This is a genomic window from Vibrio sp. J502 (genome assembly GCF_025397955.1).
Classification (GTDB): Bacteria; Pseudomonadota; Gammaproteobacteria; order Enterobacterales; family Vibrionaceae; genus Vibrio; species Vibrio anguillarum.
This window is the reverse complement of record NZ_CP104555.1, coordinates 849,691-869,260: the sequence shown is the minus strand read 5'-3', so window position 1 is coordinate 869,260 and position 19,570 is coordinate 849,691. Positions and strand designations below refer to the sequence as shown.

Below are 19,570 nucleotides of genomic sequence, written 5' to 3'. Positions count from 1 at the left end.
GCAATGCGGTTACTTGGTAGTCGCGTTGCTCACCCCTTAACGCGGCGTTATGCAACTCAGGTAAATTTAGGGGTTCAATCTTTTTAGATTTCTCCGGCCATTCGTTTTGTGTTGTCGGCAAATGAGCACTTTTACCCTAAAATTCGTGGTTCACTCAAGCCGTAAAACAGGCAAGGTTCTTTGTTTGCCTCAATGAGTTTTGGTGCTGGTTTGTTGTCAATTCAGTGGGCGCAAAGTGTGGAAAGAGCAAGTTTATCGAGCGTTTTACAGTTGCTGAAAGTCTTGATTGTTGAGTTTGTCTCATTCAAAAGCTTGGTTTGTTGTTGAAAGGTGGACTTTGTTTTGGCGGCTGATTTATCACAGTTCTTGCTTGGGTTGATTCTTGAATCACTCAACCATTGCAATGGTGGCTTTTGATCGAGTAAAGTCAGTTTATCTTATTGAATTTGCATAACAAACGGCTCAAGAGGGATTGCCAACGCGTGGCGACTTTAGTGCAAAATTGAAATTCAGCGTTTACAGTGTGTTTTTTTAGTTCGGCGGTGCGTTGTCAACCCCTTAGCCGGGCGTTATGCAACTCAGGGAAATTTAGGGGTTCAATCTTTTTAGATTTCTCCGGCCATTCGTTTTGTGTTATCGGCAAATGAGCACTTTTACCCTCAGATTCGTGGTTCACTCAAACCGTAAAACAGGCAAGGTTCTTTGTTTGCCTCAATCAGTTTTAGCGTTGGCGTGTTGTGAATCTTGTGGGCGCAAAGTGTGGAAAGGGCAAGTTTATCGAGCATTTTGTACTTGCTGAAAGTCTTGCTGGTTGAGTTTTCCTGATTCAAAAGCTTGGTTTGTTGTTGAAAGGTGGACTTTGTTTTGGCGGCTCATTTATCACAGTTCTTGCTTGGGTTGATTCTTGAATCACTCAACCATTGCAATTGTGGATTTTGGTCGTGTAAAGTCAGTTTATCTCATTGAATTTGCATAACAAACGGCTCAAGAGGGATTGCCAACGCGTGGCGACTTTAGTACAAAATTGAAATTCAGTGTTTAAGGTGTGTTTTTTTAGTTCGGCAGTGCGTTGTCAACCCCTTAGCCGGGCGTTAGCTGAGGTTAAGAAAAATCATAAAACTCCGTGTTCATTTTTTCTTGGTCTGAGGCTCTAGCTTTACACCTGAAAGTCAGCACTTTTCCATGTATCTCGCCAGTGGCACTGTTCGTGAAGTGCTTGAACTAACCGAAGTCTGTTTACGGGAAGTGGTGTGTTTGTTTATTTCTTTGGTGTGGCTTCTTTGGTTTTGAAGCTCTTTCGCGCCTAAATGGGTTTTGCGCACTTGGTTGTTGGCTTCTTCGAAAGAATTCTTTGTAAATTTAAGTCCTAGAAGCTCGTCAAGTTTTCCTGTTATTTCTTCTTTGCCAAGTGCGTTTCGTGGATTAGGTTTTAGTTTCTAAATTGTCCGTTTTACTTTGTCGTTTGAAAGCAATAATGTGTTTTAAATTAGGCCATTGGGTAGTCAATCTCCGGCTAAAGTGCAGCAGCTAACAAACGGCTCAAGAGGGATTGCCAACGCGTGGCGACTTTAGTTCAAAATTGAACTTCAATGTTTACGGTGTGTTTTTTGAGTTCGGCTATGCGTTGTCAACCCCTTAGCCGGGCGTTAGCCGACTTCTACCACCTTACTCATCAGTAAGTGTATACTTAGCCAAGTTTTACTTACATTGAAGAAGACCACAATGACAGCATTGACAGATAACATGTGGAATATGAAACCAAATATACCGTTGGCTAAACAACTTGCCAAAAGAGATGTTCCAGCTTTGGTTTATGACGCTGTTAACCTCGAGGGTGTAGCAATGACTTTGCCTGAGGTGCAAACGATTCTTGATGGGATCACCGTAGGTGGCCATCGAATTAGTGATCAAAATATGGCAATGAACCAAGCTCGAGCATGGGAACTTATTTTTGGCTTAGTTGATCAAGGTGAGTTTCAATTTAATAAAGAAACCGCTTTAAAAATTCACAATATAGCTGGCAAAGAAGAAGCGTTAGAGTGGGGTAAGTTTCGCTCTGGTTACGTTTCCATTACGGGTTCAGAGTATGAGCCCCCCGCTTCAGATGAGTTGGACGATAAATGGCTTGAAGTTGAGAGTCAGGTTAATAGTGAATCTGATGTTTACGATCAAGCAATTACTGCATTTTTACAAATGGCACGCGCTCAATTTTTTTGGGATGTTAACAAACGTACCGGTCGGTTCATGATGAACGGTATTTTGTTGGCTAATGGTTTTCCTATCATTAATGTGCAAGCCAAGCGTCAGCAAGAGTTTAATACGCTCATGCTCGATTTTTACTCTTCTAATGACATGATACAAATGAATAAGTTTTTACGAAGCTGTTTGGATGAAAAGATTATTCGTAATTTCAAGCTAGATCTGAAAATCGGCTAACAAACGCTTCAAGAAGGACAGCCAACGCGTGGCATTTTTATCATGCGTTGGTTTTTGTGATAATGGTGTTATGCGGAAGCTCGGTAGTAGCGTTGTCTGCCCCTTAAGCGGGCGTTAGCTTTTTTCACATTCTTAATTAACATAGAAGGATTATTTATGACAATTTTCGAACCAGGCGTTCAATATAAAGATTTAAATGGAGGCGTTCATGCTGATCGAGATGACACTCAAGACGCAACTGATTATTTAAGACAACATCACAATATTCCACAAGATCACTTTGTATTTGGTATTCAAGTTTATTCATCCGTACATCATGTTCGAGACAATACTCTTTCTGTTAGGTTTCTACATTCAAATGTCGCTGGCTATGAAAATATTCAACAAAAAATGGTAGCTGAAGGCGCAGAGTTTACTTTAAATGAACTTGAAATCGGTATGTCATACAAGGAATTTTTTGGTTTGTTCAAACGTTTTAGCCTAACTTTATCGCCAAATGGTTTGCTAGAAGGCAAGTCATATAAAACAGTCTAAAGCTAACAAACGCTTCAAGAGGGCTTGGATTCAAGTACGAAGTGCGACACCTCTGAACATAAAAACAGTAAGGTGCGATAATCATGAAGTTTGCTCCCGCCAAGAAGTAAAAAACATGAAATACACACACCTCACTGAGATTGAAAGGTATATGATTTCTGCGCTCAGAAAGCAAGGGATCAGTACCGCAAAAATAGCTAAACAACTGGGGCGTCACAAAGCCACTATCTATCGAGAAATTGAACGTAATTGTCGTTACAACAAGTTCTTCGATAGATACTCTTATCAACCAGAGCGAGCACAGCAAATGGCGCGCAACCGGCTTAGTCGTTCACGGCGAAATAAACGCTATACCGAACTTGACTTCAGACTACCTGAAGCATTGCTACGACTGGATTGGAGCCCTGACCAAATCGTCGGATACCTAAGAATGAGAGGCTATCCAACAATGAGCCACGAGCTCATTTATCAGCGCGTTTGGAACGATAAAACTCTCGGTGGAACGTTATGGAAACACCTACGCCAATCCACCAAGAAAAGGCGTAAAAGGTACAACTCAAAAGACAGTCGAGGACGGCTGGCAAATAAGCGTCATATTGCCGAAAGACCTGCAGACGCTGAGCATCGAAAAGAGCCTGGCCACTGGGAAATTGATACCGTCGTGGGTCGCGGAACCAAGCACTGTATCGTCACTTTAGTCGACAGAATGACTGGCTACACTTTTATCGGTCAAATGGACGATAGAACAAGCGAGTCACTCAACGTAAGAATGAGCAAAATCATGACCCGCTCTGACTTACCTTTTAAAACGATAACATCAGATAACGGCACTGAATTTCATGGTTATGCACAACTAGAAAAACATCATAACTGCCTGTTTTACTTTGCAAATCCATACCATTCATGGGAACGAGGCACTAATGAAAACACCAATGGTTTGATACGACAATACTTACCAAAACGAACCTCCATGTCACACGTGACACAGAAGCTGTGTAATGAAATTGCATATAAATTAAATACACGCCCACGCAAAAGGCTTGGGTATAGAACACCAACGGAGTATATTCATGCGCATCTGTAGAAAGTGTCGCACTTCAAACTTGATACTAAGGGGACAGCCAACGCGTAGCATTTTTACTATGCGTTTGTTTTTGTGATTACGGTGTTATGCGGAAGCTTGGTAGTAGCGTTGTCTGCCCCTTAAGCGGGCGTTAGCTTGCTTAAGGCTAGCAATAAACTAGCCTAAACTTGCCCTAATATCTGAAATGGTGATAAATAGCTTATTTTCTGCATCTTGAAACGCTTTAAAACCATAGCGCTCATAGAAATGTTTGGCGCCATCTTTTGCGTCAACAATAACGACGGGAAATGCCACGCTATCACTAGCTGCTAGTAGTTTTCGTAGAGCATCGATAAGTAACCACTCGCCAAATCCTTTACCTTTATAGCTATCATCGATAGCTAAGCGAGCAATGAGTCCGCCAGAAGTTGATGACTGATGCTTTTTCTGTAACTTATCAGGCAATGTTTTTAGGTCAATGGGTGTCATTGTTAAAGTGTAAAAACCGATGATAAGTGAGGTGTTATTTTCATCCTCTAAAACAAATGTTCGGGTATTATCTTTTTTAGCTTGCTGACTTGCCATGACTTTCAAATAGTTATTAAGCGCATCAATTCCGCAGTTGAATCGGTTTCTGTCGTGTTTATCTTTATCGAGTAATACCGTTTTCATCATTGGGTTCTGGTCTCATAGCGTTCGGCGGCAGTTTTAAGCTTTTGATTTAATGTTGTTGGTTTATCGAGAGCTTCCATAAGTAAAATGGCGTCTGTTTGGCTTAATTTTAGTGTTTGTTCGCGTTCAATCACTTGCTTTGCTTTTTCGATTGCAGCATTGAGTACAAATGAGTTAATACTAGACATGCCAGCGAGAGCAGCCGCTTTGGTTAATAAGTTTTGTGTATCGACATCAACTCTCGCAGTGATACGAGGTAAAGTGGTAGCCATAATGTGTTCTCCTTTGTGTCAAAATGTCACATTGTCATTATGGTGTTTAAATATACAAAAAGCAATCATTGTGTCACTTTGGCACGCAAGCTAACAAACGCTTCAAGAGGGACAGCCAACGCGTGGCATTTTTACTATGCGTTGGTTTTTGTGATTACGGTGTTGTGCGGGAAGTTGGTAGTAGCGTTGGCTGCCCCTTAAGCAGGCGTTATGCAACTCAGGTAAATTTAGGGGTTCAATCCTTTGGATTTCTCCGGCCATTCGTTTTGTGTTGTCGGCAAATGAGCATTTTTACCTTCAAATTCGTGGTTAACTCAAACCGTAAAACAGGCAAATTTCTTTGTTTGCCTCAATCAGTTTTGGCGCTGGCTTGTTGTCAAATCAGCGTTCGCAAAGTGTGGAAAGGGCAAGTTTATCGAGCATTTCGCACTTGCTGAAAGCCTTGCTTGTTGAGTTTGTCTGATTCAAAAGCTTGGTTTGTTGTTGAAAGGTGGGCTTTGTTTTGGCGGCTTATTTATCACGGCTCTGGCTTGGGTTGATTCTTGAATCACTCAACCATTGCAATTGTGGCTTTTGATCGAGTAAAGTCAGTTTATCTCATTGAATTTGCATAACAAATGGCTCAAGAGGGATTGCCAACGCGTGGCGACTTTAGCGCAAAATTGAAGTTCAATGTTTACAGTGTGTTTTTTGAGTTCGGCGTTGCGTTGTCAACCCCTTAGCCGGGCGTTATACAAAAAGGAGATAAAATGGAACGGTTTGCGTATTTAGATACATGGGATAAGTTGACTCCAGAAGTGTTCAAAGCGGTATTTCACTACGCGGTCAAGATTGCAAAAGACAATAACAAAGAGTTAACCCTAGTCGTTAACAACGTTGCTCAGTATTCGGATTTTATCAGCAAGTTCTTAGATCAAACAGCGACTAATAAACTTGCTAAAGGGGTTACTCTTCAATTTCAAGGTGTAGCTGTAAATTTAAAGTCGCCATTTTCGATAAAGAGTTACCAAAGTTATGGCGTATTTTGTGCTTTTCATCCGAGTAATAAGGCATTAGAGAGTATGGAAAGCTCTACTTCACCAGTAGCGATCGTTATTTTGGGTGAACAAGAAGAGCATTTTACATCTTGGCTAAGCGAAAAAAGTGGAAAGTTTTTGAAGCAAGGCTAGTTTTTGTATAACAAGCAATTTAAGAGGGATTCACAACGCTTGGCATTTTTGCTTCTACTTCAAATTTAGTGTTTATGGCACAATGCTTTAGGTTTGAGTGGAGGCGTTGTTCACCCCTTAATTGGGCGTTATGCAACTCAGGTAAATTTAGGGGCTCAATCGTTTGGGATTTCTCCGGCCATTCGTTTTATGTTGTCGGCAAATGAGCTTTTTCACCCTTAGATTCGTGGTTAACTCAAGCCGTAAAACAAGCAAGGTTCTTTGTTTGCCTCAATCAGTTTTAGCGCTGGTTTGTTGTCAATTCAGCGTGCGTAAAGTGTGGAAAGGGCAAGTTTATCGAGCATTTTGTACTTGCTGAAGATTTCGCTCGTTGAGTTTTCCTGATTCAAAAGCTTGGTTTGTTGTTGAAAGGTGGACTTTGTTTTGGCGGCTTATTTATCACAGTTCTTGCTTGGGTTGATTATTGAATCACTCAACCATTGCAATGGTGGCTTTTGATCGAGTAAAGTCAGTTTATCTTATTGAATTTGCATAACAAACGGCTCAAGAGGGATTGCCAACGCGTGGCGACTTTAGTGCAAAATTGCAGTTCAGTGTTTACAGTGTGTTTTTTGAGTTCGGCGGTGCGTTGTCAACCCCTTAGCCGGGCGTTATGTTTAATTACGCAAAATCAGTTGGTTGCATCTTTTCTTTGCTCCCTCGGCTTGTTGGTTTTGTGTTTGTCGGCAAGTTGGCTTCGTTTGGCGCTGTTTTCCGGACATTTATTCTTTGGCGCTGGAAATTCAGAGTGTTGCCTCAGTCAATTTTCGAGTAAGCGCGAGGTAGGTGCGGCTGGCTCAATCAGTATTTTGACCACAAGTTTTTGGGCTTGAGTTGCCAAAATTCGAAGTCTGTTTTTCAAATCTATGAGTCATTTCAGTTTTTTAGGTCTTGGCTTTTGTTTGTGAGTCAATGCTGAGTTAATCTTGGTTTTGGTAAACGTAAGCCCTTGAAGCTTAAACATAACAAAGCGTTAAAGAGGGACTTGGCACGCGTGGCATTTTCAATTTGCGTTGGGTTTAGTGGTTAAGTTGTCATGCGGTCACTTCTGTATTGCGTGCCTGCGCCCCTTAACGCGGCGTTATGTAACTAGGAGAAAAAATGAGCATCAATGAAATGAATGGTTTTGAAGTTACTGGTTTTGTCATTCGTACAACTAATGCGGATGAAGTAAATTCATCGACTGCAAAAATTGGAAATCTTTGGGCTAAATTTTACACAAATGCTGATCCAAAGTTAGATGAAAAATCAAAAAGTTTATGGTTTGTACACAAACTATGAGTCTGATTTTACAGGTGCTTTTGACGTTATCGCTTGTTCGGATACCTTATCACCAGAAATATTACCAGACTCAGTAAAAGTAAATGTTACTTCTGGCAAGTACGTGACTTTTGCTGCGAGCGGTGAAATGCCACAAGCAGTTATAGATCTTTGGGGTGAAGTTTGGAATTACTTTAGCTCTGAAAACTGTCCTCATGAACGAGCATACACAACAGACTTTGAATATTATAAAAGTGCTCATGAAGTCGAGATCTCTATTTCTGTCAAATAGTTACATAACAAACGGCTCAAGAGGGATTGCCAACGCGTGGCGGCTTTAGTACAAAATTGAAGTTCAGTGTTTACAGTGTGTTTTTTGAGTTCGGTGGTGCGTTATCAACCCCTTAGCCGGGCGTTAGGTGAATTGGTGGAATAATGCAGCAAGTTTTAGTTTTAGAAACGGAACGTTTAATCCTTAGGCCATTTGAGCTCTCTGATGCAGAGCAAGTATCAGTATTGGCTGGTGATAAACGAATCGCAGAGATGACGGCAAACATACCGCATCCATACGAAGTGTCAGATGCAATTTCATGGATTGAAACACATGAAACCGGCTTTGCCAGCGGTGAGAGTATTGTTTATGCGGTTGTACATAAAGAATCGTGCGAGCTTATTGGTGCAGTGAGTTTGCCGAGTTTAAAAGATGGCCAAGGTATCTTAGGTTATTGGTTGGGTGTCGATTTTTGGGGGCAAGGTTATGCGACAGAAGCTTCAAAGGCATTAATAGAGTACGCAATAGAATGTCATGGATTGACAGAGTTAAAGGTTATGCATCTTGTTGGCAATGAACGTTCAAAGTCAGTTATCGATAAACTTGGTGTTACTTACATAGAAAACCAAACACTTCGTATGCAAGGTGGTGAGCGAGAGGTTTGTGTTTATATTTCAGCGGTATAAATTCACCTAACAAACGGCTCAAGAGGGATTGTCAACGCGTGGCGGCTTTAGTGCAAAATTGAAATTCAGTGTTTACGGCGTGTTTTTTGAGTTCGGCGGTGCGTTGTCAACCCCTTAGCCGGGCGTTATGTGAATGGAGTGGAATAAGCTATGAAATACAAAGTCGTTAAAGAATATCAAGATGCTCCAGAATCGCCGATTAGAATCGTTTCAGGCGAAAAATTGGAGTTTGTAGAGGAATCCAATCAAGAAGGTGACTGGGCAAACTGGATTTTCTGCCGAGGAGAAAACAAAGAAGGTTGGGTTCCTAAACAAATACTAGCTATCGACAATGGCGAGGTAACTGCACTTGAGGATTATTTCGCCAAGGAGCATCGTTTGGCTATCGGTGAAATTCTAGTAAAAGAACATGAGTTAAACGGCTGGATCTGGAGTAGTAAAATGGGTAGTCCGAAAGAACTGGCATGGGCTCCTTTAAATCATTTGTGCGCTGTGTAAATTCACTTAGTATCAAGTTTGAAGTGCGACACTTTCTACAGATGCGCATGAATATACTCCGTTGGTGTTCTATACCCAAGCCTTTTGCGTGGGCGTGTATTTAATTTATATGCAATTTCATTACACAGCTTCTGTGTCACGTGTGACATGGAGGTTCGTTTTGGTAAGTATTGTCGTATCAAACCATTGGTGTTTTGTATCCGCCCCATGATCCCACGGGGCGATATTGTTAGTGTTGGAAGTTCCAAGGCAGGAGTGCATCGATATCAGGCTCAGATTTCGCTAGCTCTTTCATGCACTTAACCATGTAGTCGTAAAGGATAAGGCCGTTGGCTTTCGCTGTCTCGACGATACTGTAAAGCATCGCGCTCGCTTCAGCTCCATTGGGATTGGTCGAGAAGAGCCAGTTCTTTCTGCCTATAACCAGCGGTTTTATTGCGCGTTCAGCACGATTATTGTCTATCGATAAGTGACCGTCATCGATATAGCGGCTCAGCTTCGGCCACTGACCGAGCGTGTATTTTATCGCTTTACCCAGCGGGCTAGACTCAAGCACTTTCTGAGTTGTCATCCATTCATAAAGCTCATCCAGTATCGGCTTAGCATGCTCTTGGCGCTCTGCTTTCCGTTTTTCGGCACAGGCACCTTTTAAGCGTGATTCTATTCCATAGAGTTTCTGGATTTTAGCCAATGCACTATCCGCTTTGCCTGACTTGCCTTTGCCTTGCAGCTTTTTCGCCTCCATGAACTTGCGCCGAGCATGCGCCAAGCAACCGACATTGGTGACGAGATGAAGCCCATCATAAACACCATAGCCATCGGTTTGTAGATAACCACTGTAATCCCCCAAGAAGGCAACAGGGCACGCCCTAGCTCGACTGTTTTGATAGTCGTACAAGACGATATTTCTCACATTAGGGAGGGCGGCTTCAGGCGAGTCTGCGCCCGAGCAGTAAAGCCACATATAACACTGTTTATCTTCTTTGAGGACATTGAGCGGCGTTTCATCCGCCTGAATCACCACTTGCTCAAGTAGGTGCGTTTTTAAGGCCGCGTAAAGTGGAGCGAACTTCTCACTGACTTGGATAATCCACCTTGCCATGGTGGTTCGTGAGAGTTCGATACCCGACTGGGTAAACAGGGATTCTTGGCGGTAAAGTGGCATCGCGTATTGATATTTGCCGAGGATGATATTGGCCAACAAGCTTTCTGTGGCGAAGCTCTTCGGGATAATGCTTTGCGGCGCTGGCTTTTGAACGACGTGGTTTTTGTCTTCTGTTTGCTCGCATTGGCGGCAAGCATATTTAGGACGAACATATTCCAACACTTTTAGTACCGCTGGCGTGAACTCAAGTTTCTCGCTACGGTCTTCACCGATTTTATGCAGGTTATGTTGACAGCAAGTGCACTGCTTTTCATCGTCGTTTAAATCGAGTTCGATAACTTCACGAGGCAAGGTCTTTGGCAGTGGTTTGCGTTTACCACGTTTCTTCTTTGTGATGGTCGTTGTGACAACTTCAACCTCTTCTTCCTTAGCGGCCTCACACTCCGCTTCGTTGAAGAGATCACCTTGAGATTCATCGTAAGGCTTTAACGCCTCCGAGCGTTTAGCGAACTGACGGTCGAAGGCAAGTTTGAGCTGTTCAAGCAGCGATTGACGCTCTTGTTTCAATTGGGTTTCTGACGCCAACAGCGCTTTCACCATCGCTTGTAGCTCGGCAACATCTTGGCTTTCTGAGTTGATATTTGGCGTCTTTTTCATGGCATTGATTATACTAAAATCATGCCGTTAATGCTTGGTGGATATGGCTATATTATCGCTTAAGTCATTGTAAAATCGTTTATTCTAACGGGTTTATGGCCGATAATCGTGAAGCCAGAAAGCAGTCTGTCAAGCTCGAATTGAGTTAGGGTAAACACCTCATTTTGCTCTTTTGATGGCCACTTGTACTTGGCTTTTTCAAGGCGCTTGTACCAAAGAGCAAAGCCTGTTTTATCCCAGTACAGCACTTTGATTTTGTCGCGCTGTTTGTTGGTGAACAGGAACAGTGCGCCGCTGCCCAAGGGCAAGTCGGTGTCATTTTCGATAATCGCAGCGAGGCCGTTGATGGACTTTCTAAAATCGACGCTTTCGCGATAGAGATAGATTTCGGGAGCACTGAGCATACGTTTCATGACAGCGCACCGATAAGCTCTGCGAGATAGGTCGCTGGCGTGCCTTGTGGGATGCTCAGTTCAACATCATTGACGAGCAGCGTCATATTGGCAACGACAACGTGAGTGGCTTGATACTTTGTGGTCTTTTCAACGACTTCTGCTTTAACAAAGCCAACCGTGTTCGGTTTTTCGATGTGCTTTAACTGTTGGCGCTTAGCGTAAAAAGTGGAGAGGCTCAGTCCGTTACGTTCACAGAATAATCGTTGTGATAGTTGGCTGGATTCATAGTGTTCGAACAGGGTTCGCCATTCTTGGTTAGTGCGTCGTTTGGCCATTTCAAATCTCCTTTGGGTTGGAGGTTTGATCTTATTATTCGGGCTAGGTGATTAGAATGCGGGGTTTATGACGCGCTTACGGGTCAGGGCTCCAATCTAGGCGTAGCAAGGCTTCAGGTAACCTGAAGTCGATTTCGCTGTAACGCTTATTTCTGCGCGAGCGGCTCAGCCGGTTGCGAGCCATTTGTTGGGCTCTCCACGCCTGATAGGAGTACCTTTTAAAGTGTCTGTTGTATCGGGAATTGCGTTCAATTTCTCGATAGATCGTAGCTTTGTGACGACCCAGTTGTTTAGCTATTTTAGCGGTACTAACTCCTTGCTTTCTGAGCGCAGAAATCATATACCTTTCGTTCTCAGTGAGGTGCGTGTATCTCATGTTTTTTACTTCTTGGCGGGAGCAAACTTCATGATTATCGCATCTCACTGTTTTTATGTTCAGAGGTGTCGCACTTCGTACTTGAATCCAAGCTTGGTTGGTTGTTGAAAGGTGGACTTTGTTTTGGCGGCTTATTTATCTCTGCTCCTACTTGGGTTGGTTCTTGAGTCACTCAACCATTGCAATTGTGGCTTTGGGTCGTGTAAATTCAGTTTATCTCATTGAATTTGCATAACAAACGGCTCAAGAGGGATTGCCAACGCGTGGCGACTTTAGTGCAAAATTGAAGTTCAGTGTTTACGGTGTGTTTTTTAAGTTCGGTGGTGCGTTGTTAACCCCTTAGCCGGGCGTTATGTGCCCGTGTACTAATCATTTTTAGGTACTCTCGTTTTAGGTAGACAGAAAATACAAAAGATTAATGATATGAATAGGCTGGAATATTGGATGAAATAATTACCACTAAAGCTTGGTATAATCGCATCCATAAAAAACATTGGATCGCCATTGATGAATATAGAATAATATTGACTACCTACTAACAACCAAAAAAATGCATATATCCATATGTGAAATGATCTGGAATAATTTAATTTTGATGCTTTTCTAAATATAATAATTAACATAAAAGAAACAATCCAAAATAAAATATTTTCTATCAATTGTTAGATTCCTTGTATAATTGTTCCAGTGTGGCTGCATCTCCAAGAGCTTCGGCTCCTAGCGCTGCTTTGCTAGTTGCTTGATAGCCTCTTAAATAATCTTCAGATGAGTATCTGAACAATTTAAAGCGTTTAGCATGTTGGCGACGATTCCATGTTTGTACTGGTTTTAGCGGTAGCAAGTTTGGTGCATAATGAAGTTCATTTGACGCTGATGGTGGTTTTACGGTGGTTGAGCGACCAAATGCACCACGAAAAGACAACCCTAAATCAACACCGTAGTAAGCCATATTTCCAACGTGTTGATCAAAGCCTATAAATTGGGCTGCATTTTGATAACCTTGGCGAACTAGACCAGTTGCATTTTCATCGCCATCAACGAAATATTTACCATTTTCATAAATATTATTCGCTCCATGTAACGCTAGAGGGGCACCATAAACAGCGCATAGCATTCCCGCGGAATAATAACATGTCGCTCCTCCAGCTACGGTTTGCATTACACCTGCAATGAGGCCAATACCTTTTTGAGCAATCAGTTTTCCTTGGTCAAGAAGATTGCGGTTTTCTTTTTGCACCTCATTAAATACTTGGTTTTTAGTTTTTCGGCCATTTTCGAAGTCCTCAACTAAACACTGTCCAAAGACATCAATTTCTCGTGTGAATTTAGACCGTAATGCACCGTTCTTAATATGCCGTTGAGATAAAATAGAGGCTTGCATGGTTAAGTTCTTTGTTGCCTTTTGAACTTCCCAAAATTCGTATAAATCGGGTCTAGCCATGTAATCCACCATTTTCCCAATTGTCGTACCCCATCGTCCCTGCGATATTGTGTTTCCAGACAATTTCTTTGTAACTTAGTGCGATGTTTTCATGCATTTCTTCATTGTGTGAAAGAACAGTGTGGGGTTGTGTAAAGTCAATGCCTGTAACCAGTGCTTTTTTAAGTTCAATGGTATAAAACTTTTCGTTATACCCTTGCTCGTTTGTTCTGAAGAAATCAATGACACAATCTAAGTATTCTTGGCTTGCAAATGCCGTGGCTAAAAGTGGTGAGGCTTTATCGATATTTTGGTGATGTAGAGTGGGCAGTGTGTTTTTCGAGTATCCTCTGGTTGCTTATTCATATTATGTTCACAACACAATACGGTAATTTCATTCATATGCTCAGTTTGAAATTTATTGCCCATTGAGTCCTTGGTGTTACAGCCACTAGAAATTAAGCCTTGTTTTTCACCAACAATGGTTAGGTAGGCAGTGTGAGCCATGAGTTTTCCTTAAGAGGACATTTTAAAGTTAGGCAGAGTTTAATGCTGAGCCTAAGTCTATTAAAAGATAATTGTCAAATTTGCACAGAAGATCACGCATGGGCAACATCTTGCCTATGAAAGGCAGATAAGTTATGGTGCAGTGCACAAAATGGCACATAACAAACGGCTCAAGAGGGATTGCCAACGCGTGGCGGTTTTAGTGCACAATTGAAGTTCAGTGTTTACAGTGTGTTTTTTAAGTTCGGCGGTGCGTTGTCAACCCCTTAGCCGGGCGTTAGCTGAGGTTAAGAAAAATTATGAAATTACGTGTTTATTTTTCTTAGTCTGAGGTTCTAGCTTTACATCTGAAAGTCCGCACTTTTCCGCGTATCTCGCCAGTGGCACTGTTCGTGAAGCGGTTGAACTAACTGAAGTCTGTTTACGGGAAGTGTTGTGTTTGTTTATTTCTTTGGTGTGGCTTCTTTGGTTTTGAAGCTCTTTCGCGCTTAAATGGATTTCGCGCACTTGGTTGTTGGCTTCTTCGAAAGAATTCTTTGTAAATTTAAGTCCTAGAAGCTCGTCAGTTTCTCTGCTATTTCTTCTTTACCAAGTGCGTTTCGTGGGTTAGGTTTTAGTTTTTCAGTTGTCCATTTTATTTTGTCGCTTGAAAGCAATAATGTGTTTTAAATTAGGTTGTTGGGTAGTAAATCTCCGGCTAAAGTACAGCAGCTAACAAACGGCTCAAGAGGGATTGCCAACGCGTGGCGACTTTAGTGCAAAATTAAAGTTCAGTGTTTACAGTGTGTTTTTTGAGTTCGGTGGTGCGTTGTCAACCCCTTAGCCGGGCGTTATACCTATGCAATCACTTGAGTTTCCAAAACATGCCCACATATTGATATCGTCAATTAATCTAATGTAGGGATACATATGTCATTTCAAAATCTAAATGCCGGCGATATTGTTGTCAGCAACTTCGGTGTTTATCAGCACTGGTCTCTAGTCTCAGATTCTTTATGCGAAAAGGGTTTACCTATGCTCATTTCTGCAACTCAGCGAAATGGCACAGTTCAAGAAGAAAGTTGGGATGTTGTAACTCAAGGTAAACATACATATCCAGCTAAAGTTACTTACGACCGTCCGGTGTCAGAGGTGCTCGAACTTGCTCGCTCTCAAATTGGAACGTGGAAATACTCATTAACAGACCGAAACTGTGAGCATTTTGCTAAATGGGCTACAGGGTTAAAAATGTCTTCGACTCAAGTTATTGCAGGTGCAACTGGTGCTGTTTTAGGCGCAAGCCTAGTTGGTTTATATTCAGAAAATCCGAAGTTTGCTAAATTTCTTGGTGGTGCTTTAGCTCTTGGTAGTTTAGCTGTTTTAGCGACTAAAGCAGTCGAGAAAAAATAGGTATAACAAACGCTTCAAGAGGGACAGCCAACGCGCGGCATTTTTACTATGCGTTGGTTTTGGTGATTACGGTGTTATGCGGAAAGTTAGTAGTAGCGTTGGCTGCCCCTTAAGCGGGCGTTAGTTGCCCACCAATTACAATCAATCGGTAGGGAATTTCTGCTTCTGGTGTAGAACTCGCATTATGCGAATAATTGAACCTTCTACCCAGTACGAAACGATCATTGAGATTTCGGGAATAATGAGCAATCGTCCTCGAATTCCATCCCGTTGAACACCCATCAATGGTTGTTCGAGTAAGTTTTCTACTTTAGCCTCAATAATGTCATCAGTTTTTTCAGCCGCATCAGGGTTAAAGTCATAAAGAAACTCAAAGATCTTCTCACGATCATTTAGCGATTCTTCTTCCCATAAAATCATTGCTGGCCTCGATTACGAATTTTGGCCTTTCGTTCAGCCATTCGTGCTTTAGCTGAATTATGTTCAACAAATGAAGATTTTCCTGAGTCAAACTTCTCAAATGCTAGATTTATTTGTTCAGTTAACCAAGCGTCATGAGATAATGTTTTTCTTTGTTGCTCAGCCATTTGTTCAGTAAGTTCACGGCAAGCATCGCTGAGTGTGCGGCCTTGGCTCTCAGCCATTTGTTGGGCTAAACGTTTAATTTCGTCATCAACACGAAATTGAATTCTAGTGTCCATGAGCAGCTCCCTAAGTTTGCGTGTGTACAAATGTTAGCACTAGAATCGAGCAAGGGCAACTAACAAACGGCTCAAGAGGGATTGCCAACGCGTGGCGGCTTTGGTACAAAATTAAAGTTCAGTGTTTACGGTGTGTTTTTTGAGTTCGGCGGTGCGTTGTCAACCCCTTAGCCGGGCGTTAGGTATTTGGAGTTATCATGAGAGCTATCGTTTTGATTCTTTGCGCCGTTTTATTGAATGGCTGCTTGGGCATGCCCGAATCAGTAAAACCGGTGTCGGATTTTGAACTGAACAACTATTTAGGTAAATGGTACGAGGTTGCTCGACTCGATCACTTCTTTGAAAGAGGTTTAAGTCAGGTTACTGCGGAATACAGTGCTCGAAATGATGGTGGTATTTCGGTTCTTAATCGTGGCTATTCTGAAGAGAAAGGTGAGTGGAAGGCAAAGCTTACTTTGTGAATGGCTCAACAGACGGCTATCTGAAGGTTTCATTTTTTGGCCCGTTTTATGGCTCCTACGTAGTGTTTGAGTTAGACCGTGAAAACTACAGTTATGCTTTTGTGTCAGGGCCGAATACAGAATATCTGTGGTTACTTTCAAGAACGCCGACTGTAGAACGAGGCATTCTGGACAAGTTCATAGAAATGTCGAAAGAGCGTGGTTTTGATACAAATCGGCTCATTTACGTTCAGCAGCAATAAATACCTAACAAACGCCTCAAGAGGGACTGTCAACGCGCGGCGTTTCCAGTCCCATTGAGCCGCGGTGGTTTCGGCTGTTGTGTTTGAGTTTAGTGGTAATGCGTTGCCAGCCCCTTAGGCGGGCGTTAGCACATACAAAATGTTTTGTAAGTCGCTGAAATTTGATATGATACTTGCTGTCTATTCTTACAATTTAACCAAAGATCGGAAATCAAATGTTGTCTATACTAGTTCAAGAAAGAAGAGTGATAGGAGTTGTTATGTCTTTAGACTTTATGATCTGCTCCAGCCAGACTGGACACTTCATTAAGCGACATTTTTATTTTCAAAGTTAACTGGACTTAGATACCCAAGAGCACTGTGCCTTCTTGTCCGATTATAATCAACCTCGATGTATTCAAAGAGCGTTTGACGCATCTCGTCTCGCGTCATGATCGGCTCATATTGGATCGCTTCAACCTTCATTGAATGGAAGAAGCTCTCAACACAAGCATTATCCCAGCAGTTTCCTTTCCTACTCATACTTTGCTTTAGATTATAAGCGGTTATGATGTCTCGATAATCTTTTGAGCAGTACTGACTACCTCGGTCACTATGAACGATCACCTGCTCAGGGAACCCACGACGGAACAAGGCCATTGATAATGCATCGCAGACCAGTGTTGCGGTCATTCTGGTATCCATAGACCAGCCGACTACTTGCCTTGAATAAAGGTCAATAATTACCGCCAAATACAGCCAGCCTTCACTTGTCGCAACATAGGTGATGTCTCCCGCCCACTTTTGATTCGGAGCCTCCGCGTTAAAATCCTGAGCTAGCAGGTTCGGAGCAACTGGCATTTTATGTTTGCTATCCGTAGTGCACCTAAACTTACGTGCCGCTTTCGGCGTTAAATCCTGACGCTTCATACTAGCGGCAATGGTTTTAACATTACGGCTATCACCGTTCTCTGCCAGCTCTTTCTGGATACGCCTTGAACCATCACGGCCTTTGCTGTTGTCAAAAGCCTTTTTGACCTTCGTATCAAGCTCTTGGCGAGTTACCTCGCGCTGAGTGGCCTTGTGGCGATGCTTAATCCAGTAATAAAACCCACTTCGTGAAACCCCGAACACCTTAGCCATGCGGACAGCACTGAAGCACAGCAGGTGTTCGAGCATAAATTCGTAGCTATCTACTTTAGATTTTTCGCGAAGTAGGTGGCGGCCTTTTTTACGATATCTAGCTCTTCAGCTTGCTCGGCCAATTGCCTTTTGAGCTTTGCGACTTCAGCGGCTAGATCTTTTTCCCGCTGACTGGTGCTAGTATCTTTCTTGGCTGCTTTACGCCAACCGTAGATCTGGGATTCGTGTAACGAGAGATGCTGCGCTGCCGTAGCTACTCCCAGCTTTTCTGCTAGCTTCAGTGCTTCTGCTTTAAATTCAGCAGAATGGAGAATACGTTTTTTCTTGTTTGTCATGGTTCACCTCATTAGTGATTGTACTCACTTAATTAGGTGTCCAAAACTGGTGGTGCGGATCAAAGATCCCAAGTCACCGTGTATTAGACAGTGCTGTTTAGATGAAATGGATATTTGTTTGGGATGTTTCAGATCGTTGAATGAAATTATTGATTGGCATTCTTCAACGATAATTGAAAAGAACAAGATTCTTATTGCATGCCGTCAAAGAAGGGAATTGGCTCAAAAATCGAGGTTTTAGCTTTCTCTAAAAGTATTACTGGTGATAATTTTGTCTAAGTTGGCTGAGAATTTGTTAGAAAATGAGCATATAAAAACGGCCCTTGACGTCGTGGGCCGCTGATATTTAGTAATGCAAGGCTAGTGCTCAGGTGTTTCTAGCAGCTTAATTGCACTTTCAACTGCATTATTGATCGCTTGGTCATTTTCAAGTTTTCCTGAACTTGCTGGCCCAAGGGCTCTAGAGTATAGAGCTAATTGTTTGTCCAAAGGTAAGCCCAACTGTTCATACAGATTTTCGCGAATTTTTGCATGTTGTTCAGGGTCTTGGTTTGCAAGGCTAATAAGTGTTTCATAAATAAGAGCTTTCATATCATGTCCATTTTATTATAGTTAATTTGGTGCGTATGGATTATAGCTGAGCCCTTAATGTAAATCTTGTGCAACAATCACATAACAAACGGCTCAAGAGGGATTGCCAACGCGTGGCGGCTTTAGTGCAAAATTGAAGTTCAGCGTTTACAGTGTGTTTTTTGAGTTCGGCGGTGCGTTGTCAACCCCTTAGCCGGGCGTTATGTACTTTTCTGAAATCCTTCCTACAAATCAAACTTGTGCACAGTGTCATTATGCGTTAGTCTTTGTCTATGGATGCACAATGAGACAGTGCAAGTTGCAATGGCATTAGAATTTAAAGATAAGTGGTTAGAGCAGTTTTACGAGGATGATAAACGACATCGTTTAATTCCAAGTAGCATAGAGAGTGCTCTATTTCGGAAGCTGGAAATCTTAGATGCAGCTCAAGCTGAATCAGACTTAAGAATTCCGCCGGGTAATCGTTTTGAACATCTTGAAGGAAATCTTAAAGGTTGGTGTTCAATTCGAGTGAACAAACAGTATCGTTTGATTTTTCAGTGGGTTGATGGTGTTGCACTAAATACTTACTTAGACCCACATAGGTATTGAGGTAACGACTATGCGTAAGACAAAACGTCGTCCAGTTAGCGTTGGGGAAATGTTAAAAGTTGAATTTCTTGAACCAATGGGCATCACATCAAAAGCGCTCGCTGAAGCGATGGGCGTACACAGAAATACGGTGAGTAATTTGATTAATGGTGGTGTGTTAACAGCTCCGGTAGCAATCAAGTTAGCAGCGGCATTAGGCAACACACCAGAATTTTGGCTTAACATTCAACATGCAGTTGATCTTTGGGATACGAGAAATCGTTATCAAGAAGAAGCAAAGTTTGTAAAGCCGTTGTTTGTTTCGCTGGAACAAAGCGCACGTACATAACAAACGCTTCAAGAGGGACAGCCAACGCGCGGCATTTTTACCATGCGTTGGTTGTTGTGATTACGTTGTTATGCGGAAAGCTGGTAGTAGCGTTGGCTGCCCCTTAAGCGGGCTA

20 protein-coding genes and 5 pseudogenes are annotated in these 19,570 nt (G+C 42.3%); 12 read left to right on the top strand and 13 right to left on the bottom strand.

The window, feature by feature from the left end; translation table 11 throughout:
* Nucleotides 1–1,722 precede the first annotated feature (1,722 nt).
* The 3 genes from N5E84_RS19810 (at nt 1,723) to N5E84_RS19795 (ending at nt 4,054) form a co-directional block, all read left to right on the top strand.
* Nucleotides 1,723–2,436 (top strand): Fic family protein, encoded by a 714-nt coding sequence (locus tag N5E84_RS19810; RefSeq protein ID WP_019283452.1) that lies wholly within the window; start codon nt 1,723–1,725, stop codon nt 2,434–2,436.
* Nucleotides 2,437–2,592: 156 nt separating this feature from the next.
* Entirely contained in the window at nt 2,593–2,970 is a 378-nt protein-coding gene (locus N5E84_RS19800; RefSeq protein ID WP_019283451.1) for a hypothetical protein, read from the top strand.
* A 115-nt stretch (nt 2,971–3,085) separates the two neighbouring features.
* The gene (locus N5E84_RS19795) at nt 3,086–4,054 is read left to right on the top strand and encodes an IS30 family transposase (protein ID WP_081245536.1); all 969 of its coding nucleotides are present in this window, start codon (nt 3,086–3,088) and stop codon (nt 4,052–4,054) included.
* A 156-nt stretch (nt 4,055–4,210) separates the two neighbouring features.
* On the opposite strand, the gene N5E84_RS19785 is transcribed toward N5E84_RS19795, so the two are convergent.
* Together N5E84_RS19785 and N5E84_RS19780 are read right to left on the bottom strand one after the other, a co-directional pair.
* Nucleotides 4,211–4,708, bottom strand: a complete 498-nt coding sequence (locus N5E84_RS19785) for a GNAT family N-acetyltransferase (RefSeq protein ID WP_017045788.1) — start codon at nt 4,706–4,708, stop codon at nt 4,211–4,213.
* Entirely contained in the window at nt 4,705–4,977 is a 273-nt protein-coding gene (locus N5E84_RS19780) for a DUF1778 domain-containing protein (RefSeq protein WP_019283269.1), read from the bottom strand. Before N5E84_RS19780 ends, N5E84_RS19785 begins: the two co-directional genes overlap by 4 nt.
* Before the next feature lie 749 nt (nt 4,978–5,726).
* Here N5E84_RS19780 and N5E84_RS19770 point away from each other — a divergent pair.
* From N5E84_RS19770 to N5E84_RS19755, 4 genes and pseudogenes are all read left to right on the top strand, one after another.
* Entirely contained in the window at nt 5,727–6,146 is a 420-nt protein-coding gene (locus tag N5E84_RS19770; RefSeq protein WP_069212067.1) for a hypothetical protein, read from the top strand.
* 1,140 nt (nt 6,147–7,286) lie between these two features.
* Nucleotides 7,287–7,737 (top strand): annotated as a pseudogene (locus tag N5E84_RS19765) (GyrI-like domain-containing protein).
* Nucleotides 7,738–7,880: 143 nt separating this feature from the next.
* Nucleotides 7,881–8,402, top strand: coding sequence for a GNAT family N-acetyltransferase (locus N5E84_RS19760; protein WP_019283291.1), 522 nt, complete (start codon nt 7,881–7,883; stop codon nt 8,400–8,402).
* Between the two features lie 150 nt (nt 8,403–8,552).
* Nucleotides 8,553–8,900 carry an SH3 domain-containing protein gene (locus tag N5E84_RS19755; RefSeq protein WP_019283292.1) on the top strand — a complete coding sequence of 116 codons (348 nt, stop codon included), beginning with the start codon at nt 8,553–8,555 and terminating at the stop codon, nt 8,898–8,900.
* Nucleotides 8,901–8,935: 35 nt separating this feature from the next.
* Here N5E84_RS19755 and N5E84_RS19750 read toward each other — a convergent pair.
* From N5E84_RS19750 to tssD, 7 genes and pseudogenes are all read right to left on the bottom strand, one after another.
* Nucleotides 8,936–9,106: pseudogene (locus tag N5E84_RS19750) on the bottom strand (IS30 family transposase); the annotation flags it as partial.
* A gap of 23 nt (nt 9,107–9,129) precedes the next feature.
* Nucleotides 9,130–10,662 (bottom strand): IS66-like element ISVa11 family transposase, encoded by a 1,533-nt coding sequence (locus N5E84_RS19745; protein ID WP_069211897.1) that lies wholly within the window; start codon nt 10,660–10,662, stop codon nt 9,130–9,132.
* 59 nt (nt 10,663–10,721) lie between these two features.
* Nucleotides 10,722–11,075: an IS66 family insertion sequence element accessory protein TnpB gene (gene tnpB, locus N5E84_RS19740; RefSeq protein WP_019283195.1), complete on the bottom strand. Its 354-nt coding sequence runs from the start codon at nt 11,073–11,075 to the stop codon at nt 10,722–10,724.
* A complete protein-coding gene (gene tnpA, locus N5E84_RS19735) occupies nt 11,072–11,392 on the bottom strand; it encodes an IS66 family insertion sequence element accessory protein TnpA (protein WP_019283194.1) in 321 nt (106 codons plus the stop codon). Before tnpA ends, tnpB begins: the two co-directional genes overlap by 4 nt.
* A gap of 82 nt (nt 11,393–11,474) precedes the next feature.
* Nucleotides 11,475–11,768, bottom strand: a pseudogene (locus N5E84_RS19730) (helix-turn-helix domain-containing protein); the annotation flags it as partial.
* A 655-nt stretch (nt 11,769–12,423) separates the two neighbouring features.
* Nucleotides 12,424–13,209: a DUF4225 domain-containing protein gene (locus N5E84_RS19725; RefSeq protein ID WP_019283218.1), complete on the bottom strand. Its 786-nt coding sequence runs from the start codon at nt 13,207–13,209 to the stop codon at nt 12,424–12,426.
* Nucleotides 13,202–13,695, bottom strand: a pseudogene (gene tssD / locus N5E84_RS19720) (type VI secretion system tube protein TssD). Before tssD ends, N5E84_RS19725 begins: the two are co-directional and overlap by 8 nt.
* A 909-nt stretch (nt 13,696–14,604) precedes the next feature.
* Here tssD and N5E84_RS19715 point away from each other — a divergent pair.
* Nucleotides 14,605–15,084: a lecithin retinol acyltransferase family protein gene (locus N5E84_RS19715; protein ID WP_017045717.1), complete on the top strand. Its 480-nt coding sequence runs from the start codon at nt 14,605–14,607 to the stop codon at nt 15,082–15,084.
* A gap of 141 nt (nt 15,085–15,225) precedes the next feature.
* Here N5E84_RS19715 and N5E84_RS19705 read toward each other — a convergent pair whose 3' ends face one another.
* Complete coding sequence (locus N5E84_RS19705) at nt 15,226–15,504, bottom strand: type II toxin-antitoxin system mRNA interferase toxin, RelE/StbE family (RefSeq protein WP_010320663.1); 279 nt, start codon at nt 15,502–15,504, stop codon at nt 15,226–15,228.
* Nucleotides 15,501–15,785 carry a type II toxin-antitoxin system RelB/DinJ family antitoxin gene (locus N5E84_RS19700; RefSeq protein WP_017040620.1) on the bottom strand — a complete coding sequence of 95 codons (285 nt, stop codon included), beginning with the start codon at nt 15,783–15,785 and terminating at the stop codon, nt 15,501–15,503. The genes N5E84_RS19705 and N5E84_RS19700 overlap by 4 nt, the downstream gene beginning before the upstream one ends.
* Nucleotides 15,786–15,982: 197 nt before the next feature.
* On the opposite strand from N5E84_RS19700, the pseudogene N5E84_RS19695 reads away from it, so the two are divergent.
* Nucleotides 15,983–16,488: pseudogene (locus N5E84_RS19695) on the top strand (lipocalin family protein).
* A 306-nt stretch (nt 16,489–16,794) separates the two neighbouring features.
* On the opposite strand, the gene N5E84_RS19690 reads toward N5E84_RS19695, so the two are convergent.
* A protein-coding gene (locus tag N5E84_RS19690; RefSeq protein WP_095661212.1) for an IS3 family transposase occupies nt 16,795–17,945 on the bottom strand; the annotation gives its coding sequence in 2 pieces (ribosomal slippage) (nt 16,795–17,702 and nt 17,702–17,945; 1,152 coding nt in all).
* 46 nt (nt 17,946–17,991) lie between these two features.
* On the opposite strand from N5E84_RS19690, the gene N5E84_RS19685 reads away from it, so the two are divergent.
* Nucleotides 17,992–18,186, top strand: coding sequence for a DUF1289 domain-containing protein (locus tag N5E84_RS19685; RefSeq protein ID WP_081317735.1), 195 nt, complete (start codon nt 17,992–17,994; stop codon nt 18,184–18,186).
* A 119-nt stretch (nt 18,187–18,305) separates the two neighbouring features.
* Here the strand turns inward: N5E84_RS19685 and N5E84_RS19680 are convergent, their stop codons facing one another.
* On the bottom strand, nt 18,306–18,536 hold the full coding sequence (locus N5E84_RS19680; RefSeq protein WP_013868597.1) for a PAS factor family protein: 231 nt from the start codon (nt 18,534–18,536) through the stop codon (nt 18,306–18,308).
* A 303-nt stretch (nt 18,537–18,839) separates the two neighbouring features.
* Here N5E84_RS19680 and N5E84_RS19675 point away from each other — a divergent pair, with 303 nt between their 5' ends.
* Together N5E84_RS19675 and N5E84_RS19670 are read left to right on the top strand one after the other, a co-directional pair.
* Nucleotides 18,840–19,127: a type II toxin-antitoxin system RelE/ParE family toxin gene (locus tag N5E84_RS19675; RefSeq protein ID WP_029388214.1), complete on the top strand. Its 288-nt coding sequence runs from the start codon at nt 18,840–18,842 to the stop codon at nt 19,125–19,127.
* A 10-nt stretch (nt 19,128–19,137) separates the two neighbouring features.
* Nucleotides 19,138–19,455, top strand: coding sequence for a HigA family addiction module antitoxin (locus N5E84_RS19670; protein ID WP_001232701.1), 318 nt, complete (start codon nt 19,138–19,140; stop codon nt 19,453–19,455).
* Nucleotides 19,456–19,570 lie beyond the last annotated feature (115 nt).